This is a genomic window from Brevundimonas sp. (assembly GCF_035627055.1).
In the GTDB taxonomy this organism is placed as follows: Bacteria; Pseudomonadota; Alphaproteobacteria; order Caulobacterales; family Caulobacteraceae; genus Brevundimonas.
Map to the genome: position 1 here is coordinate 31,623 of NZ_DASPMM010000027.1, position 18,108 is coordinate 49,730.

Here is an 18,108-nt window from a genome sequence, read left to right on the forward strand (position 1 = left end):
CGCGCCGCACCGCCCGCCGAAAGCGAAACCGGCTCAGTAGCCGGCGGCAGGCTGCCACAGGCTGAAGCTGACGCCCTGGTCGTCCTCCACCACGGCGGTGACGCCGGACTTCGTCTCCGACGGCACGGCCGCCTTGCCGCCCAGCGCCGTCACCCGCTCGCACAGCCCCGCCACGTCATCGACGCGGAAATACAGATGCGGGAAGTCCTTGGCCCGCTCCACCTTGGTGAAGCCGAAGGCCGGATCGCTATTGGCCACATGCAGATAGGCCGGGCCCGACGACGCCTCGTCGAAGGTCCAGCCGAACAGGGCCCCATAGAAGGCGCGCGCCTTGTCCAGGTCCAGGGTGTCGATCGTGAAGTAGCCGAGCTGGATCATCCAGCCTTAAGCGCTGACCAGCAGCGAAAGTTGCCGCGCCGCCACCTCGCGTCCGCCCTCCTCGATCTCGCGGTCGAGCAGCCGGGTCGGGTATTCGCCGGTGAAATAGTGGTCCGTGAACTGCGGATGGCGCGGGTCGCGGGGCCCGGCCTCCATGGCGTCGTACAGGCCGTCAACCGACAGGAAGCCGAGCGAATCGACCTCCAGATGGGCCCGCATCTCCTCCAGCGTCTTGTTGGCGGCGATCAGCTGGTCCCGCTCCGGCATGTCGATGCCGTAGAAGTCCGGCCACAGGATCGGCGGCGAGGCCGAGCGCAGGTGCACTTCCTTCGCCCCGGCCGCGCGCACGGCCCGCACCAGTTTCACCGAGGTGGTGCCGCGCACGATCGAGTCGTCGATCAGTACGACGCGCTTGCCCTCGATCACCGACCGGTTCGGGCTGTGCTTCATGCGCACCCCCTTCTGCCGTGCGCCCTGGCTGGGCTGGATGAAGGTGCGGCCCAGATAGTGGCTGCGGATGATGCCCATCTCGTAGGGAATGCCGCTTTCCTGGGCGTAGCCCAGCGCCGCCGGCACGCCGGAGTCCGGCACCGGCACGATGACGTCGGCCTCGACCGCGTGCTCGCGCGCCAGTCGCCGGCCCATGCGCTTGCGCACCTCATAGACCGACTTGCCGTTCACGATGCTGTCGGGGCGCGAGAAATAGACATATTCGAACAGGCAGGGCCGGGCCGCGCGGGTCGGGAAGGGCTTCAGCGACTGCAGGCCGTTCTTGTCGATGACCACGATCTCGCCGTGCTCGACGTCGCGCTCGAACGTCGCGCCGATGGTGTCCAGAGCACAGGTCTCGGACGCCAGCACCCAGGCCTCGCCCAGCCGCCCCAGCACCAGCGGGCGAATGCCCAGCGGGTCGCGCGCGCCGATCATCTTCGACCGCGTCTGGCAGACCAGGGCGTAGCCGCCCTCGATCCGGCCCACGGCGTCGATGAAGCGGTCGACGATCTTGGCCTTCCGGCTGCGCGCGATCAGGTGGAGGATGACCTCGCTGTCCGAAGTCGACTGGAAGATCGCCCCTTCGCCGACCAGCTGGTTCCGCAGGTACAGGAAGTTGGTCAGGTTGCCGTTGTGGGCGATGGCGATGCCGCCCGAGTCAAGGTCGGCGAACATCGGCTGGATGTTGCGCAGGAACGAGCCGCCCGAGGTCGAATAGCGCGTGTGGCCGATGGCGGCCGAGCCCGGCATCCGCTGCGACAGGTCCGCCCCGCCGAAGGCCTCGCCGACCAGCCCCATGTGCCGCTCGGTGTGGAAGCGGGCGTCGTGCACGCTGGCGATGCCGCAGGCTTCCTGCCCGCGATGCTGCAGGGCGTGCAGGCCCAGGGCCACCACCGACGACGCCGCGTTCGGCTCCGCTCCCCAGACGCCGCAGACGCCGCACTCGAGGCGCAGCTGATCGTCATCGGCGTCACGCCAATGCTCGCGATGAACGACGGGTTCGGCGATGGAATGGGACATCGTCGGGGCTCCGATGACCGGGTTATTCAACTAGCGGGGGGCGGGCCGGGAGGTAGGCTCTGATTGCGTCGGGGGCAAGGCGTCATCGTCCTTAAGGCCCTTGCTCACGGACGACGTGACCACCGGCGTCAGGGCGTCGGCGCCCCGGCCGATGCCCGGCAGCACGATCTGGATGGCCCTCGCGGCCCCGGCCGTGACGGGCCGCAGCGCCGCCTCGGTCAGCCAGCGCGGGGTCTTCTCGCCCGGCATGGCGGCGACGATGACCAGGTGGATAGCCCCCAGCAGCACCAGCGCCCGGGCGGCCCCCACAAAGACCCCGATGAACCGGTCGACCCCGCCCAGATGCGGATGCGCCTGCGCCCGCTTCGACAGGGCCGAGCCGAAGATGCGGATGCCGAAATAGATCAGCAGGAACGAGGCGACCGCCGCCAGGATCGTTCCCGCCCAGTCCGGATCGACCAGCCCGCGGCCGATCGGCGCGGTCACCGGCAGCGCCACCAGGGCGATGAAGGCCGCCAGCACGAAGCTCAGCAGGGTGATGATCTCGCGCGTGCCGCCCCGCACCCAGCCCGCGGCGGCCGAGGCGAGAATGACCAGAATGGCGATGACGTCGAAACCGGTCATTTGGGCTCGAAGAGAGGACGTTGCGTCCTCAGTAGCGGTTTTGCGAGATTCGTTCGACCGCTTCGGTCAGCCGGTTCACCGAGGTCACCTTCACCCCCTTGTCCTTGACCGTCAGCGGGGGCGAAAGGGCCTGGTCGAAGCCCAGCTTCTGCGCCTCTCTCAGCCGCGCCTCGGCCCGGCCGACGGCGCGGATCTCGCCCGACAGGCTGATCTCGCCGAACACCACGCAGCCCTGCGGCAGGGGCATGTCGGTCGCCGAGCTGACCAGCGCCGCCGCCGCCGCCAGATCGGCCGCGGGCTCGTTGATGCGCAGCCCGCCGGCCACGTTCAGATAGACGTCCTGATCTCCGAAGCCGAAGCCGCAGCGCGCCTCCAGCACCGCCAGCACCATGGCCAGCCGACCCGTGTCCCAGCCCACCACCGCCCGGCGCGGGGTGCCATAGGCCGACTTCGAGACCAGCGCCTGCACCTCGACCAGCACCGGCCGCGAGCCCTCGATGCCGGCGAACACCGCGGCCCCCGGCGCCCGGTCCTTGCCCTCGCCGAGGAACAGCGCCGACGGATTGGCCACTTCGCGCAACCCGGCGTCGCCCATCTCGAACACGCCGATCTCGTCCGTCGCCCCGAAGCGGTTCTTGCCCGCCCTCAGGATGCGGAACGGATAGCCCCGCTCGCCCTCGAAGCTCAGCACCGCGTCGACCATGTGCTCGACCACCCGCGGCCCGGCGACCTGTCCGTCCTTGGTCACATGCCCGACCAGCACCACGGCCACGCCCTGCGACTTGGCCAGCCGCACCATCTCCCCGGCGCAGGCCCGCACCTGGGTCACCGACCCCGGGCCCGCCTCATGGGCGTCCGACCACAGCGTCTGGATCGAATCGACGATGACGATGTCGAACTTTTCGCGTTTCAGCGTGCCGAGGATTTCCCGCAGCGCCGTCGCCGAGGCCAGCTCCACCGGGGCCTTTTCCAAACCCATCCGCTTCGCCCGCGCCCGGATCTGCTCGACCGCCTCCTCGCCCGAGATATAGGCCACCCGCCGTCCCGACATCGCCGCCCGCCCCGCCACGTCCAGCAGCAGGGTCGACTTGCCGACGCCCGGGTCGCCGCTCAGCAGGATGGCCGAGCCCGGCACCACGCCGCCGCCGCAAACCCGGTCGAACTCGGTCACGCCGGTGACGATGCGCGGCGGCTCTGGCGTGTCGGACTGCAGCGTCTCGAACTGAACCCCGCGCGAGCGGCTGCTCGCCGTCGGCTTCATCGCCCCGGGCGGGGCCGCCCGGCTCTCCTCGACGATCGAGTTCCACTGGCCGCACGCGCCGCACTGGCCGGACCACTTGCCGTGGACCGCCCCGCAGGACTGACAAACATAGATTGCACCGTCGCGAGCCATGCTGTTGGCTTACAGGAGTCGGCGCGGGCGGGGCAGGGGGCTCCGATGACCCTACGACCGGAAATGACGCAGGGGCCGATGTCCGAGAACACCTTCTTCATCCTGTTCGGAGTCACATGGCTCGTGGCCATGGCCTACGGGCTCAGCGCCTGGCGCCTGCTGGCGCGGGTGCAGCGCCTGAAGGCGGAGGGCAAGGCCGGCGAAGCCCCCGACCCCTTGTCCAATCCGCTGGACCTGTTCGGCTATCTCGGCTGGCTGCTGGGCGGCCGCTACACCGACCTGAACGACGCGGTCGCCGCCCGCTGGGCCGGCGTCGCCCGGCCGCTGTTCATCGTCGCCATGCCGCTGCTGATCGCCGTGTTCGCCGTGGCCCTGACCCAGTCCGGCGGCTGGTCTCAGCCGACGTAGCGCCGGTTCACCCGGGCCCCGACGCAGGTCAGCAGCTCCCACGCCACCGTACCGGCCGCGGCGGCCGCCTCGTCGAGCATGCGGTTGGGCCCGAACAGTTCCACCGGAGCCCCGACCGCGACCTCGAGCCCCGTCACATCGACCGCGCAGACGTCCATCGACACCCGCCCGACGATCGGCCGCAGCGCTCCGTCGATCCACGCCTGCCCGGCCGGGCTGTAGCTGCGCAGCACGCCATCCGCATAGCCCGCGGCCACGGTGGCGATCCGGCGCGGCGACTCGGCGACGAAGCCGCGCGAATAGCCCACGCTCTCGCCCGCCGGCACGTCGCGCACCTGCAGGACCTCGGCGACGAAGGTCGCCACCGGCCGGATCCGCGCGTCCGGCCGTCCCTCCGGCCCGCCGCCGTACAGGCAGATGCCCGGCCGCGAGGCGTCGAAGCCGTAGTCCCGGCCGAGAAAGATCCCGCCCGAATTGGCGAACGACCGCACCGTGTCCGGATACCGCGCCGCCGCCGCCGCGAAGGCGTCGCGCTGGCGCGCGTTCATCGGCTCGGCCGGCTCGTCGGCGCAGGCGAGGTGGCTGAGCACCAGATCGAGCCCCTCGAACGGTTCGGGCGCATCCTCCGGCCGGAAGCCCAGCCGGTTCATGCCGGTGTCGATCTGCAGTCCGCAGCGCCCGCCCCCCGCCGAGCGCCACTCCGCCAGCTGGGCCTCGGTGTTCACCACCGGGCGCAGGTCGGCCTGGCGCAGCCGCGCCGCCCGTCCGGCCAGGCACCCGTCGAGCACATAGATGGCGGGGTCGGGCCCCAGCGCCGCACGCAGCTGTTCGCCCTCCCGCGTCCGCGCCACGAAGAAGGTCCGCGCTCCCTCCCGCATCAGCCGCTCGGCGCAGGCCGCGGCCCCCAGTCCGTAGGCGTCCGCCTTGACCACCGGATGCACCGGCGCCCCGCCGACCCGCTCCAGCGTGCGGTAGTTGGCGGCGAGCGCCTCAAGGTCGACGGTCAGCGAGGCCGGGGAGGGGACGGGCATGCCGCATCTATCGCCAGCCCGTTGTGCGACGCAACACGAAGATGCCCGGCCTGGGTCAGAGGCGGGGAAAGGCGAGCCCGTCGCGGTCGAACAGATGCGCCTGCCCCGCGGGCACGCGCAGCTTCAGCGCCTCGCCGACCCCGGGCCGCGCATCGCCCGGCAACAGCACCGTCAGCGGCGTCTCCCCCGCGGTCAGATAGGCATAGGTGGCGTGGCCCAGCGTCTCGACAAAGGTGACGCTCGCGGCCAGGGCGTCGCCCCGACCCGACAGGCCCAGATGTTCCGGCCGCACCCCCAGTGTGACCTTGTCTCCCGGCTTGGCGCGCGAGGCGTCGACGTCCACCGTGACGCTCTCGCCGGCCGCCGTGCGCACCGTTGCGGCCAAGGCCGAGGCCGCGACGATCTCCGCCGGCAGCAGGTTCATCTTCGGGCTGCCGATGAACTCGGCGACGAACAGGTTGCGCGGCCGCTCGTACAGTTCCATCGGCTCGCCGACCTGCTCGATCACGCCGCCGTTCAGCACCACGATCCGGTCGGCCAGCGTCATCGCCTCGACCTGGTCGTGGGTGACATAGATCATGGTCGTCTTCAGCCGCTCGTGCAGGGCGGCGAACTCGTAGCGCATCCGCACCCGCAGGGCGGCGTCGAGGTTGGACAGCGGCTCGTCGAACAGGAAGACCTGCGGCTCGCGCACGATGGCCCGGCCGATGGCCACCCGCTGCCGCTGGCCGCCGGACAGGGCCTTGGGCTTGCGGTCCAGATAGTCGGTGATGTTCAGCGTCTCGGCCGCTGTGCGCACCCGGCGGTCGACCTCGGCCTTGTCCACCTTCGCAAGTTTCAGCCCGAACGCCATGTTTTCATAGACGTTCATGTGCGGATACAGGGCGTAGGACTGGAACACCATGGCGATACCCCGGTCTGAGGGGGACAAGTCATTGACCGCCCGCCCGCCGATGGCGATCTCGCCGCCGTCGGCCTCTTCCAGCCCGGCGATGGTGCGCAGCAGGGTCGACTTTCCGCAGCCGGACGGGCCGACGAAGACCACGAACTCGCCGTCCGCGATCTCCAGGTCGACGCCCTTCAGCACCTCGGTCGCGCCGAACCGCTTGGTCACGCCCGTCAGCCGCACGTCCGCCATGGATTTCCTGCCCGCCGCTGCTTGCCTCGGGCTCACCGTAAACGGTTACAGGCGGCGATCAATCCTCTGGAAGGCCGGGCAGGGTCGGCTACCGCGGCCCCTTGGCCTTGTAGGGCTTGGCGGGCGGCTTGCCGCGCGCGTCCTTCGGCGCCCACGGACGATCGCCGCCCTTGGGCTTGCCTTTCCACGGCTTGTCGCCGGCGGCGGCCGGAGCGGCCTCGGCGTCCGAGCGCGGCGCCCAGGGCGTCCTGCCTTCGGCCGCCGGCTTCTTGACCCACGGCTTCTTGCCGGGAGGCGTCGGGCTGTCGGGCGTGCGCTTGACCCAGGGCTTCTTGCCCTCGGCGGCGGCCGGAGCGGCGTCGTCGCGCTTCACCCACGGCTTCTTCTCGCCCTGGGGCCGGTCCTCGCGGGCCTTCCAAGCCGGCTTGTCGCCATCCTCGCGCTTCACCCACGGCTTCTTCTCGCCTTGCGGACGATCCTCGCGCGGCTTCCAGGCCGGCTTGTCGCCGTCCTCGCGTTTCGCCCAAGGCTTCTTCTCCGGGCGATCGCCGCCGGCGCCGGGCTTCTTGTCCCAGCGGCTGACCGGCTTCTCGGACGGGCCCGGCTTCACGGCCGGATCGATCTTCACCCCGTCCTCCAGCCCCTGGGCGATGGCGGCCTCGAACTTGGCCTTCATCTCCTGGGTGATCTCGAACTTGGTCTCGCGCTCGAAGATCTTGATCGAACCGATGTCCCGCTTGGTCACATGACCGAGCCGGCAGATCGTCGGCATCAGCCATTTCGGATCGGCGTTCTTGTCGCGGCCGATGTTGATGCGGAACCAGGCCATGTCGCCGCCGCGGGCGAAGTCCGTATAGGGCACGTCCGGCTGGCCCTTGTCGTTCTTGCCGCTGGCCTGCTGCCGCTTCATCCGCTCGTCGTCATAGACGTCTTCCGGCGCCGGCAGCTTCTGCTGGTACAGCCGGATCAGGGCGGCCGCGATCTGCTCCGGCGTGCTCTTCTCCAGAAGCTGCCTGCCCAGCGCCAGCATGTCCTCGTCCTCTACGGGGGCGGTCAGCACCGGGTCCGCCAGCATCCGGTTGCGGTCGTTCTCGAGGATCATCTCCGCCGACGGCGGGCCCGACCATTCGGCCTTGATCGCGGCCGACTGCAGCATCAGCTCGACCTTGCGGCGGCGGGTGTAGCTGACCAGCAGGACCGAGACGCCCTTCTTGCCGGCCCGTCCCGTGCGGCCCGAACGGTGCAGCAGCCCGGCCTTGTTGACCGGGATTTCGGCGTGGATGACCAGCCCCAGATCGGGCAGGTCCAGACCGCGCGCCGCCACGTCCGTGGCCACGCACACCCGTGCATGCCCGTCACGAAGGGCCTGCAGCGCCTCCGACCTCTGGCTCTGGGTCAGTTCTCCCGACAGGCCGACCACCGAGAAGCCGCGCTCGCGCAGGCTCGAGGTCAGGTGCTTGACCCGCTCGCGCGTATTGGCGAACACCAGCGCGCCGGGGGCCTCGAAATAGCGCAGCACGTTGACGACCGCGAGTTCGACCTCGTTCGGCGCCACGCGGATGGCCTTGTATTCGATATCGGCGTGCGACCCGGCGCCCACCACGGTGTCGATGCGCAGCGCATCCTTCTGGTAGGTCCGGGCCAGCTGCACGATGTCGCGCGCCAGCGTCGCCGAGAACAGCAGGGTCCGGCGCTCGGCAGGGGCGGCGTCGAGGATGAAGGTCAGGTCTTCCTGGAAGCCCATGTCCAGCATCTCGTCGGCTTCATCCAGCACCACCGCCTGCAGCGTCGAGAGGTCCAGCGCGCCGCGCTCGACGTGGTCGCGCAGACGGCCCGGCGTTCCGACCACGATGTGGCAGCCGCGGTTCAGCGCTTGCCGCTCGACCTTGGGGTCCATGCCGCCGACGCAGGAGACGATCCGCGCGCCCGTCTGGGCGTACAGCCACTGCAGTTCGTTCGACACCTGCAGCGCCAGCTCGCGGGTCGGCGCGATGACCAGGGCCACCGGCGCGCCATACTCCGCGAACTTCTCGGCCTCGCCCAGCAGCGTCGGGGCCAGGGCCAGTCCGAAGGCGACGGTCTTGCCCGAGCCGGTCTGGGCGCTGACCAGCAGGTCGCGGCCGGAGCCGTCTTCATTCAGGGCGGCGTCCAGAACGGCGGACTGAACCGGCGTGGGCTCGTCGTAACCACGGGCGGAAAGCGCGCGGTCGAGCGCGGGATGGCTGGCGGGGAAGGGCATGGGGTGGTCCGTAAGGCGCCAACGCGGCGCGCGCCAGTCTCGCTCCGCGAAGGAGCGGCCGGTGAAGGGGCGGTCCTATGCCCGCCGATCAAGGCGGAACCGCGGCCCTTCCCATTCCTGACGACGCGCCGGGCGCTGGTGACAAGCGACCGCGGTTCGGTAAAGCTGCGACGCAACAGGGGGATGCCATGCTCAAGACACTGCTTGCCGCGACGACTGCGCTGACCGTGCTGGTCCAGCCCGCAGCCGCCTTTCCTGCCCATCCCGCCGCCCCGGCCCAGGACGGATCGCAGTCCATTCGGCCAGGCCAGACCGTGCAGGGCGAGCTGCGGCGAGGCGACGAGACGCTCGACAGCGGCGAATACAACGACGTCTGGACCTTTCCGGTCCGGGCCGGCGAGACCTACGAGGTCGCCCTCTCGGCCAGTGCCTTCGATCCCTACCTCCTGGTGCGGGGCCCCGGCGGTCTGAGCGAGGACAATGACGACGACCCCGCGGCGCGCGGCTCGCGCGACAGCCGCATCCGCTTCACCGCCCCGGCGACCGGCGAGGTCGAGATCGGCGCCACCAGCTACGAGCCGGGCGAGAGCGGCGCCTATCGTCTGAGCCTGTCCGCGGCCGGCGGCGGATCCGTTCAGTCGGCGCCGGCCGAGGCCTCCGGTTCGATCGCCGTGGGCCGCCCGGTCGCCGGCAGCCTGGCCGGCGGCGACGAACAGCTCGAGACCGGCGAGTTCATCGACACCTGGACCCTGCGCGGACGGCGCGGCCAGCAGCTCGACATCCGCCTGACCTCGACCGACTTCGATCCCTATCTGATGGTCCGCGGTCCGGGCGATTTCTCCAGCGACAACGACGACGACGCCGGCGTCGCCGACTCGCGCGACAGCCGGCTGCTGGTGACGCTTCCCGCCGATGGCGACTATCAGATTTCCGCCACCAGCTATGCGGCCAAGGAAAACGGCGATTATCGCCTGTCGGTGCTCGAGGGCGCGGGCGTGACCGCGCCCCGGCCGCCCTCCGAGGCGCCCTCGGAACGCTCGGCAGAGGGCGGCGTGGTGACCATCGGCGAAGTGGTTTCGGGCGCCCTGGCCGGGGGCGACGACACCCTGGACTCCGGCGAATACGTCGACACCTATCGCTTCACCGGCCGGCGCGGACAGCGCGTCGCCGTCGATCTGACCTCCTCCGCCTTCGACGCCTACACCATGCTGATCACGCCCTCCGGCGAGCAGTTCGACAATGACGACGGCGAGGACGGCACCAACAGCCGTCAGGAGCTCGTCCTGCCCGAGGACGGCGAATACCGGGTGCGTCTGACCTCGTACCGCCCCGGCGAAACCGGCAGCTACCGCTTCAGCGTCGAGGCCGGCCGCGAACCGCCGCGCCAGGCCGTGGTCCCTGGCGGGCCGCGCGTCTTCGCCCTGATGGTCGGCGTGTCCGACTACGCCGAGGGCATCAACGACCTGCCCTTCACCGACGAGGACGCTCGCAAGCTGGCCGAGGTTCTGCATGACGAGGGCTCGCTGAACGACGCCAGCGTCGTCCTGACCAACGCCGAGGCGACGGTCGGGGGGGTGCGCGCCGCCTTCGCCCGCGTCGCCGCCCAGGCCGGGCCGGACGACATGTTCCTGTTCTTCTTCTCGGGCCACGGCAGCCAGGAGCCGACGCCCGTCACCGGCCTCGAGCCCGACGGCAAGACCGAGACCCTGGTGCTGTCCGACGGCGAGATGACGGACGCCGAGCTCGGCCGCCTGTTCGCCTCGCTGGACACCCGGCTGGCCCTGCTGGTCGTCGACGCCTGCTTCTCGGGGGGCTTCGCCCGCAACGTCGTCGACCGCCCCGGGGTCATGGGCGTGTTCAGTTCCGAGGAGGACCTGACCAGCGCCGTGGCCGACAAGTTCCAGGCCGGCGGCTACCTGTCGCATTTCGTGCGCACCGGCATGTCCGGCGAGGCGGACAGCGACGGCGACCGCCTCGTCACCGCCGGCGAACTCGCCACCTACCTGCGCCGCCAGTTCCGCGTCGAGGTCGAGGACGTCCAGGCCACCACCCAGGACGGCCAGCGCAACTACCAGAACCTCGTCATCGACCGCGGCGGCGTCCAGGTGGACGATGTCATCGTCCGTCTGCCGACGCTGGAGGTCGCCGGCGCCGGCGGCTGACCTAGAATTCGCCGCGGATTTCGAAGCTGAAGATCGGGCCGATGGTCCGGTCCCGGCGCTCGAAGAAGGCGACAGGCTCGGTGCGCCGCCCGGCATGGACCTCGCGGAACAGGTAGCTCTCGCCCTCGAAGATGTTGCCGGCGGTGGCCCGCACGGTCAGGCCGAACACGTCCTTGTTCTCGATGAACACGCTGCCGTAGATCGGCATCTCGAACTGCCGCGACAGCTCGGTCAGCCGGTAGGTCTGGGCCGATCTCTGGTGGCTCAGCGCCGCGCCCCAGGCCCAGTCGGTTTCCGGCACGTCGTGGCGCAGGGTCAGGCTGGCCAGCCGTTTCAGGCTGCCGCTGATCTCGCGGTCCTCCCCCGTCAGCGGGTCCTCGACCTGGCTGCGCTGCAGGATGAAGCGGCTGTCCAGCTTCATCCCCCGAACGCCCAGCGGATCGAGGTTGGTCGTGGCCCGGAACTCGACGCCGTAGCGGACCGCCTCGTCCAGGTTGCCGATCGACTCCCCGGTCGCCCCGATCGGCACGATGTCGACGATGTCCTCGATGCTCGCCCCGTACAGCCGCAGGGTGCTGTTGCCCCATGCGCCGTGGGTCTTGACCAGCTCGGCCTCGAACTCCCAGCTCTGCGGCGGCACGAGGTTCGGATTTCCCGAGAACTGCGTGCCCGAGTTCAGGTTCACCGACGCGAGGAAGTCGGAGAAGTTCAGCTGCCCGACCCGCCGCTGCAGGCGCAGGTTGACCTTGGTCTCCGGCTCGGGACTCCAGACCGCGCTCAGTTGCCCCTTGGGCCGCCAGAACGACCGCGACAGCCCGCCTGCGCCGACCTGCGTCAGTTCCGAGAACTCGGCGCCGGCGCTGGCCTGGAACGACAGCGTCTCCGAGACCGGCCGCCCATAGCTCCCGATCACCTCGTAGCGGGTTTCCTCGACCCGGGCCGAGCCGTTGGCGAACGGGACCTCCTGCTCCGATCCGGAGGGCAGCAGGGTGAACAGGCGGGTCTCGCTCTCCAGGGAGTTGAACGCCGCCTCGGCCGAGATCTGCCAGTCGGCCGCCCCCTGCTTCCAGCTGTATTCGCCGCGCAGGATACGCTCGCCTTCCTCGCTGACCTGGTTGAAACGGTCGCCCTGGCGCGGCCGTCCGTCGGCCCAGTCCACCGTCACCGCCGAGTCGTAGTCATACGCGCTCAGCCGATCGAGGCCGATCAGCTTCAGCTTGCCGGGGCCCCAGCCGAACTCGTAGTCGCCGCCGATCTCGTAGTCCCAGCCATCCTGCAGTTCATGCGCGTCGCGGTCACGGTCCGGCAACCCCGGCGCCCGGCGGAAGCCGTCCTCGTCATAGGTGAACCGCAGATCCCGGTAGGCCATGTTCAGATTGCCGACCGCGTCGCCCGGGCCGTCGATGACGAAGCGCGCGCTGACCCTCGGCTGCTCGGTCTCGCCGGTCCAGACGTCCAGCCGTTCCTCGATGAGCGCGCCCGCGCCGTTGTAGATCAGGGTGTCGCCGCCCGCGCCGCTGTGGCTCGCCTGGTTCTCCAGGCCGAAGGTGAACTGGACCGGCCCGTGCTCGCCGCTGACCGAGGTCTCGAACCGGGTCGCGAGCGGGTCGGTGAAGCGGGCGCGGAACTCCGGCCGATAGGCCCATTGGCCGCGCAGCCGGGTCGAGCGCGACACCACGTTCGCCACCTGTCCCGACAGCCCGGGAATGCCCAGCGTCGAGCCGTCGCGGATCTCGATCCGCACCACATTGCCCGCCGGGATGCGCCGCAGCTGGGCGAGGATGTCGTCCGACTTGTTGGAAATCCTCTGCCCGTTCAGCAGGACGTTGCCGGTGGCCTGGCCGAAGCCGCGCTCGACGGTCGCCTGCCGGATGGTGAAGCCCGGCACCTGGTTGAGCATGTCCAGCGCGTTCTGCGGCGCGAACCGGGCGAACTCGGCCGCCTCATAGACGCGGTCGTCGGCGGAGGCGGCCGCGGGCGCGGTCTGCGCCTGCGCTGTCAGCGGCGCGGCGACGAGAGCCAGGGTCAGGGCGGCCCTCCGGCCGGCCTTCCATGCGAACGTCCTGCCTCCGTGACCCATCATCAGCCGCTCCCTCGCGGACGCGTCCGTCGCGCCGTCAGATCGCGACCCTAGCCGCCCCGTTCGGGATGCGGAGTGACATCTTGGCAATGTTCCGCCGACCCCGGCCTTCAGGATGCGGTCTGTGCGGCGATGGAAGAGGAGGGAAATGGTGGATGCGACAGGGATTGAACCTGTGACCCCCTCGGTGTGAACGAGGTGCTCTCCCGCTGAGCTACGCATCCATCGATCGGGCCCCGGACCGGCCTGCCGGACGGGGAGGGCGGGGACATAGCCCGCTCGCCCCACGCTGGCAAGACGTCAGATGCGGCCCGCGACCAGCCGGTCGACCGCCGCCTCCAGCGCGTCGAAATGGTCGATCAGCACGTCGCCGCCCAACTCCGCCGCCGGAATCGGGGTGTAGCCGAAGGTGACGACCACGCAGGGCGCGCCGGCGCGCTTCGCGGCCTGCACGTCCGGCGCGCCGTCGCCGACCATGATCGCCCGCCGCGGATCCCCGCCGGCCATGGTCACCGCCTCGCGGATGTGCGCGCCGTCGGGCTTCCTCGCCGAGACCCGGTCCGGGCCGCAGACCACGGCGAAATGCCGCCCCAGCCCCAGCGCTTCGATCAGCGCCACCGACAGGTCCGTCCGCTTGTTCGTCGCCACGCACAGGATCGCGCCGCGCGCCGCCAGCCGCTCCAGCGTCTCCACCACGCCGTCGTACGGCCGGCTGTGCACCGCGATGTTGGCCAGGTAGTCCGCCAGGAATTCCTCCAGCAGGGCCGGGGCCTGCGCCTCGTCCCACGCCGCGCCCGCCTCCTGGAAACCGTGCCGCAGCAGCGCCAGCGCCCCGTGGCCGACCAGATGCTGCGCCGCCTCGACCGGCATGCGCGGAATGTCGCGCGCCGCCAGCATCCGGTTCAGCGTGCCGATCAGGTCCGGCGCCGTCTCGACCAGCGTCCCGTCCAGGTCGAAGGCGATGGTCCAGCCCTCAAGGTCGCGCATCCGCATCTCCCGCCGGCCGCCCCGATGGGCTAGACCGCACAGACGCCTAACCGCCGGACCGATTCATGACCAGCACGCCCCATCCTCGCGCCGCCATCATCCTCGCCGCCGGCCAGGGCACGCGGATGAAGTCGCCGCTGCCCAAGGTGCTGCACCCGGTCGGCGGCCGCGCCATGCTGGACCACGCCATCGACGCCGCCGAGGCCCTCGGCTGCGAGCGCATCGTCGTCGTCGTCGGGGCCCATTCGCCCGAGGTCCGCGACCACGTCGTCAGACGCCTCGGCGAGGACGCCATCGCCGTGCAGGACCCGCCGCTCGGCACCGGCCACGCCGTCCGCGCCGCCGAGGCCGTGCTGGGCGATTTCGTCGGCCAGGTGGTCATCACTTACGGCGACGTGCCCCTGCTGACCGCCGCCGACATCGCGCCGGTCTTCGCCGCGCACGACGGCGTCACCGTCATCGGCTTCGAGGCGCGCGACCCCGGGGCGTACGGCCGCCTCGTCATGGACGGCGACCAGCTGCTGGCCATCACCGAGGCCAAGGAGGCCAGCGCGGAAATCCTCGCCCTGACCGCCTGCAACTCCGGCGTCATGGCCGCCCCCGTCGGCCTGCTGTTCGGCCTGCTGCGCGAGGTCCGCAACGACAACGCCAAGGGCGAATACTATCTGACCGACGTGGTCGAGCTGGCCCGCCGCCAGGGCGTCCCGACCCGCGCCGTCTTCGCCGCCGAGGACGCCGTCATGGGCGTCAATTCCCAGTCCGAACTGGCCGTCGCCGAAGCCCTGTTCCAGCGCGACAGGCGCGAGCAGCTGATGGCCGCCGGCGTCACCATGCCCGCCCCCGACACCGTCCATTTCGCCTTCGACACCGAGGTCGGCGGCGGGACCACGATCGAGCCCTATGTCGTGTTCGGCCCCGGCGCGAAGATCGCCTCCGGCGCCCGCATCCGCGCCTTCAGCCACGTGGAGGGTGCCACCGTCGCCGCCGGCGCCGAGGTCGGGCCCTACGCCCGCCTGCGCCCCGGTGCGGACCTCGGCGAGAAGGTCAAGGTCGGCAATTTCGTCGAGGTCAAGAACGTCCGCATGGCCGCCGGCGCCAAGGCCAACCACCTCGCCTATCTCGGCGACGGCGAGGTGGGCGCCAAGGCCAACATCGGCGCCGGCACCATTTTCTGTAACTACGACGGCTTCTTCAAACACCGCACCACGGTGGGCGAGGGGGCCTTCGTCGGCTCCAACAGCTCGCTGGTCGCGCCGGTCGTCATCGGCGCCGGCGCCATGGTCGGTTCCGGCTCGGTGATCACCAGCGACGTGGCCCCCGGCGATCTGGCCCTCGCTCGCGGTCAGCAGTCGGCCAAGCCCGGCTGGGCCGCGCGCTTCATGGAAACCATGCGAGCCAAGAAGGCGGCGAAAAAATGAGTGCTGACGACCAGAAACGTCTCGCCGGCGAAGCCGCCGCCCTCCGCGTCGAGGCGGGCATGACCGTCGGTCTCGGCACCGGCTCCACCGCCGCCTGGTTCGTCAAGGCGCTGGCCGCCCGCAACCTGCCCGACCTGCGCTGCGTCCCCACCTCCGAGGCCACCGCCGAACTGGCCCGCGAGCTCGGCCTGCCGCTGTCCTCCCTCGAGGACAGCCCCCGCATCGACCTGACCGTCGACGGCGCTGACGAGGTCGGCCCCGGCCTGGCCCTGATCAAGGGCGGCGGCGCGGCCCTGCTGCGCGAGAAACTGGTCTGGGAGGCCTCGGCCCGCTGCCTGGTCATCGCTGACGCCGCCAAGGTGGTGAAGACCCTGGGCGCCTTCGCCCTGCCCATCGAGGTCGTCGCCTTCGGCCACAAGACCACCGCCAACCGCATCGCCGACGTCCTCATCGACCACGAGATCGCCATGCCGGCCCGCGTCCGTTCAGCGGAGCGCGGCCTCGTCCGCACCGACGGCGGCAACCTGATCTACGACGCCAGGTGCGGCGTCATCCACGACCCCGCCCGCCTCGCCGACGACCTCAAGCTCATCACCGGCGTGGTCGAGCACGGTCTGTTCCTCGACCTGGCCGACGAGGCGATCATCGGGTTGGATTCCGGGGTGGACGTCCTAACTCCGTAGCCTCCGCGGTTTCCGAAAGCAGATCATGCCCGACTACGACTACGACCTCTTCGTCATCGGCGCCGGTTCCGGCGGCGTCCGCGCCGCCCGCCTCACCGCCCTCGGCGGCAAGCGCGTCGCCATCGCCGAGGAGTTCCGCGTCGGCGGCACCTGCGTCATCCGCGGCTGCGTGCCCAAGAAATTCATGGTCATGGCCTCCGAGGTCAGCCACGCGCTCGAGATCGCCGAGGGCTACGGCTGGTCCTTCGAAGGGACGAAATTCGATTGGCCGACCTTCCTCGAGGCCAAGGACGTCGAGATCGCCCGCCTGTCCGGCATCTACGCCGCCAACCTCGGCAAGGCCGGCGTCGACCTGATCCACGGCCGCGCCGTGCTCAAGGACGCCCACACCGTCGAAATCGTCGGCAAGGACCAGACGATCACCGCCGAACGCATCCTCGTCGCCACCGGCGGCCGGCCCTGGAAGCCGGAGAACCTGCCCGGCATCGAACACGCCATCACCTCCGAAGAGGCCTTCCACCTGCCGGAGCTGCCGAAGCGCATCCTGATCGCCGGCGGCGGCTACATCGCCGTGGAGTTCGCCGGCATCTTCGCGGGTCTGGGCGTCGAGACCACCCTGATCTACCGCGGTCCCAACATCCTGCGCGGCTTCGACGACGACGTCCGCGCCCACCTCGCCGGCGAGATCGAGAAGCGCGGCATCAAGGTCATCCTCGGCTGCCAGCACACCTCGCTGGAGAAGACGGAGACGGGCATCCTCAACCACCTCGGCAACGGCATGAGCCTCGAGACCGATGTGGTCATGTTCGCCACCGGCCGCGTCCCGCACGTCAAGGATCTGGGCCTTGACGCCGCCGGGGTGAAGATCGACGCTGACGGCGCCATCTGCGTCGACGCCTTCTCGAAGACCTCCGCCGACAACATCTGGGCCATCGGCGACGTCACGGACCGCATGAACCTGACCCCGGTCGCCATCCGTGAGGCGGTGGCCTTCCATGAGACGGTCTACCGGAACAACCCCACCGCCTTCGACTACGAGGCCGTCGCCACCGCCGTGTTCAGCCAGCCGCCGGTCGGCGTGGTCGGCCTCAGCGAAAGCGAGGCGCGCCATTCCTGCCCCGGCGAGGTCGATGTCTACATCACCCGCTTCCGGCCGATGAAATACGCCTTCACCGGCTCCGACGAGCGCGTGCTGATGAAGCTGGTCGTCGACGCGACCAGCCAGAAGGTCGTCGGCGTCCACATCGTCGGTCCCGAGGCCCCCGAGATGATCCAGCTCGCCGCCATCGCCGTGAAGGCCGGCCTGACCAAGGCCCAGTGGGACGCCACCTGCGCCGTCCACCCGACCATGGCCGAGGAGCTCGTCACCCTCCGCGAAAAACAGTCCCCCAACACCAACGCAGGGTAGGGGGCGAAGAAGGGGAGGGGCGTTGGTGCACCCTCCCTTTCCTTTCGTCATCACGGGACAAGGCGGCGCGCGCGAGCCTGAACCTGTCAGGAGCGCCGCTGCTTCTCGTCTCCTCCCCGTTCGCTGCTTGCGAATGGGGGAGGGGGACCATTCCGGCGACCAGCCGGAATGGTGGAGGGGTCCGCCGATCACTCAGAGGTCGTGCTTTTGGACGCCACCCCTCCACCGCTTCGCGGTCCCCCTCCCCATCGCTTCGCGACAGGGAGGAGACGGACCGGCATGACGCTGTGCTGACAATCCGGGAATCCATAGTCGGGTTCAGCGAGCCAATATCCAGCAGGATCAACGACATGACCTGCTGCCAAACCCCCTCTCCTGCGCACGGCATCCGGCGAGCGCATAATTGACCCATCCCGTCGGTGGGGAGGGCGTCGGATCCACGCTCCTCGACGACGGCGGGCTGTGGTCGAGCGATGAAGCCCGGGGGCGGAGACTCCGGGGGTCCTCGCGGAGGTCGATGGATGGCCTCTGCTTGCTCGCCGCGCACCGAAGGCGCGGAGCGCCTGGGCCGCCCACCGGCGGTCTGCAGGTCCGTCCCGCGCCGGCGTCCGCAAGGCCGCCGGCGTGTTTCCGGCAAGGCTCCAACG

At 70.4% G+C, this 18,108-nt stretch carries 14 protein-coding genes and 1 tRNA gene; 5 read left to right on the plus strand and 10 right to left on the minus strand.

Annotated elements, in window-relative coordinates; all coding sequences use genetic code 11:
• Positions 1-33: 33 nt before the first annotated feature.
• Genes VEA98_RS14760 through radA form a run of 4 tightly spaced genes read right to left on the minus strand, consistent with a single transcriptional unit; the run spans position 34 to position 3,907 of the window.
• Entirely contained in the window at positions 34-378 is a 345-nt protein-coding gene (locus VEA98_RS14760; RefSeq protein ID WP_324816051.1) for a VOC family protein, read from the minus strand.
• 6 nt (positions 379-384) lie between these two features.
• A complete protein-coding gene (gene purF, locus VEA98_RS14765) occupies positions 385-1,890 on the minus strand; it encodes an amidophosphoribosyltransferase (RefSeq protein WP_324816054.1) in 1,506 nt (501 codons plus the stop codon).
• A 30-nt stretch (positions 1,891-1,920) separates the two neighbouring features.
• Positions 1,921-2,514 (minus strand): CvpA family protein, encoded by a 594-nt coding sequence (locus VEA98_RS14770; RefSeq protein ID WP_324816056.1) that lies wholly within the window; start codon positions 2,512-2,514, stop codon positions 1,921-1,923.
• Between the two features lie 28 nt (positions 2,515-2,542).
• Entirely contained in the window at positions 2,543-3,907 is a 1,365-nt protein-coding gene (gene radA, locus VEA98_RS14775) for a DNA repair protein RadA (RefSeq protein WP_324816059.1), read from the minus strand.
• Between the two features lie 45 nt (positions 3,908-3,952).
• Here radA and VEA98_RS14780 point away from each other — a divergent pair, with 45 nt between their 5' ends.
• Entirely contained in the window at positions 3,953-4,315 is a 363-nt protein-coding gene (locus tag VEA98_RS14780; protein ID WP_324816063.1) for a hypothetical protein, read from the plus strand.
• Here VEA98_RS14780 and alr read toward each other — a convergent pair.
• The 3 genes from alr to VEA98_RS14795 all read right to left on the minus strand — a co-directional run bounded on the left by alr (position 4,303) and on the right by VEA98_RS14795 (position 8,723).
• Positions 4,303-5,346 (minus strand): alanine racemase, encoded by a 1,044-nt coding sequence (gene alr, locus VEA98_RS14785; RefSeq protein ID WP_324816065.1) that lies wholly within the window; start codon positions 5,344-5,346, stop codon positions 4,303-4,305. The genes VEA98_RS14780 and alr overlap by 13 nt on opposite strands.
• Before the next feature lie 55 nt (positions 5,347-5,401).
• Positions 5,402-6,484 (minus strand): sn-glycerol-3-phosphate ABC transporter ATP-binding protein UgpC, encoded by a 1,083-nt coding sequence (locus VEA98_RS14790; protein ID WP_324816067.1) that lies wholly within the window; start codon positions 6,482-6,484, stop codon positions 5,402-5,404.
• Positions 6,485-6,572: 88 nt separating this feature from the next.
• Positions 6,573-8,723, minus strand: coding sequence for a DEAD/DEAH box helicase (locus VEA98_RS14795; RefSeq protein WP_324816069.1), 2,151 nt, complete (start codon positions 8,721-8,723; stop codon positions 6,573-6,575).
• A 188-nt stretch (positions 8,724-8,911) separates the two neighbouring features.
• Between VEA98_RS14795 and VEA98_RS14800 the strand changes: the two genes are divergently transcribed.
• Entirely contained in the window at positions 8,912-10,885 is a 1,974-nt protein-coding gene (locus tag VEA98_RS14800) for a pre-peptidase C-terminal domain-containing protein (RefSeq protein ID WP_324816071.1), read from the plus strand.
• 1 nt (position 10,886) lies between these two features.
• Here VEA98_RS14800 and VEA98_RS14805 read toward each other — a convergent pair whose 3' ends face one another.
• The 3 genes from VEA98_RS14805 to VEA98_RS14815 all read right to left on the minus strand — a co-directional run bounded on the left by VEA98_RS14805 (position 10,887) and on the right by VEA98_RS14815 (position 13,952).
• Entirely contained in the window at positions 10,887-12,968 is a 2,082-nt protein-coding gene (locus tag VEA98_RS14805; RefSeq protein WP_324816074.1) for a TonB-dependent receptor plug domain-containing protein, read from the minus strand.
• Positions 12,969-13,114: 146 nt separating this feature from the next.
• Positions 13,115-13,189: transfer RNA gene (locus VEA98_RS14810), tRNA-Val, on the minus strand.
• A gap of 76 nt (positions 13,190-13,265) precedes the next feature.
• Positions 13,266-13,952 carry an HAD-IA family hydrolase gene (locus VEA98_RS14815; RefSeq protein WP_324816077.1) on the minus strand — a complete coding sequence of 229 codons (687 nt, stop codon included), beginning with the start codon at positions 13,950-13,952 and terminating at the stop codon, positions 13,266-13,268.
• Positions 13,953-14,017: 65 nt separating this feature from the next.
• Here VEA98_RS14815 and glmU point away from each other — a divergent pair, with 65 nt between their 5' ends.
• Genes glmU through gor form a run of 3 tightly spaced genes read left to right on the plus strand, consistent with a single transcriptional unit; the run spans position 14,018 to position 17,461 of the window.
• Entirely contained in the window at positions 14,018-15,370 is a 1,353-nt protein-coding gene (gene glmU / locus VEA98_RS14820) for a bifunctional UDP-N-acetylglucosamine diphosphorylase/glucosamine-1-phosphate N-acetyltransferase GlmU (protein ID WP_324816081.1), read from the plus strand.
• Entirely contained in the window at positions 15,367-16,053 is a 687-nt protein-coding gene (gene rpiA, locus VEA98_RS14825; RefSeq protein ID WP_324816084.1) for a ribose-5-phosphate isomerase RpiA, read from the plus strand. The genes glmU and rpiA overlap by 4 nt, the downstream gene beginning before the upstream one ends.
• A gap of 25 nt (positions 16,054-16,078) precedes the next feature.
• Positions 16,079-17,461, plus strand: a complete 1,383-nt coding sequence (gene gor, locus VEA98_RS14830) for a glutathione-disulfide reductase (RefSeq protein ID WP_324816087.1) — start codon at positions 16,079-16,081, stop codon at positions 17,459-17,461.
• Positions 17,462-18,108: the final 647 nt, after the last annotated feature.

Bases quoted from the DNA above. Each gene is read 5' to 3' on its own strand.
- VEA98_RS14760 (WP_324816051.1), bottom strand. From the start codon at position 378: ATGATCCAGCTCGGCTACTTCACGATCGACACCCTGGACCTGGACAAG.
- purF (WP_324816054.1), bottom strand. From the start codon at position 1,890: ATGTCCCATTCCATCGCCGAACCCGTCGTTCATCGCGAGCATTGGCGT.
- VEA98_RS14770 (WP_324816056.1), bottom strand. From the start codon at position 2,514: ATGACCGGTTTCGACGTCATCGCCATTCTGGTCATTCTCGCCTCGGCC.
- radA (WP_324816059.1), bottom strand. From the start codon at position 3,907: ATGGCTCGCGACGGTGCAATCTATGTTTGTCAGTCCTGCGGGGCGGTC.
- VEA98_RS14780 (WP_324816063.1), top strand. From the start codon at position 3,953: ATGACCCTACGACCGGAAATGACGCAGGGGCCGATGTCCGAGAACACC.
- alr (WP_324816065.1), bottom strand. From the start codon at position 5,346: ATGCCCGTCCCCTCCCCGGCCTCGCTGACCGTCGACCTTGAGGCGCTC.
- VEA98_RS14790 (WP_324816067.1), bottom strand. From the start codon at position 6,484: ATGGCGGACGTGCGGCTGACGGGCGTGACCAAGCGGTTCGGCGCGACC.
- VEA98_RS14795 (WP_324816069.1), bottom strand. From the start codon at position 8,723: ATGCCCTTCCCCGCCAGCCATCCCGCGCTCGACCGCGCGCTTTCCGCC.
- VEA98_RS14800 (WP_324816071.1), top strand. From the start codon at position 8,912: ATGCTCAAGACACTGCTTGCCGCGACGACTGCGCTGACCGTGCTGGTC.
- VEA98_RS14805 (WP_324816074.1), bottom strand. From the start codon at position 12,968: ATGATGGGTCACGGAGGCAGGACGTTCGCATGGAAGGCCGGCCGGAGG.
- VEA98_RS14815 (WP_324816077.1), bottom strand. From the start codon at position 13,952: ATGCGCGACCTTGAGGGCTGGACCATCGCCTTCGACCTGGACGGGACG.
- glmU (WP_324816081.1), top strand. From the start codon at position 14,018: ATGACCAGCACGCCCCATCCTCGCGCCGCCATCATCCTCGCCGCCGGC.
- rpiA (WP_324816084.1), top strand. From the start codon at position 15,367: ATGAGTGCTGACGACCAGAAACGTCTCGCCGGCGAAGCCGCCGCCCTC.
- gor (WP_324816087.1), top strand. From the start codon at position 16,079: ATGCCCGACTACGACTACGACCTCTTCGTCATCGGCGCCGGTTCCGGC.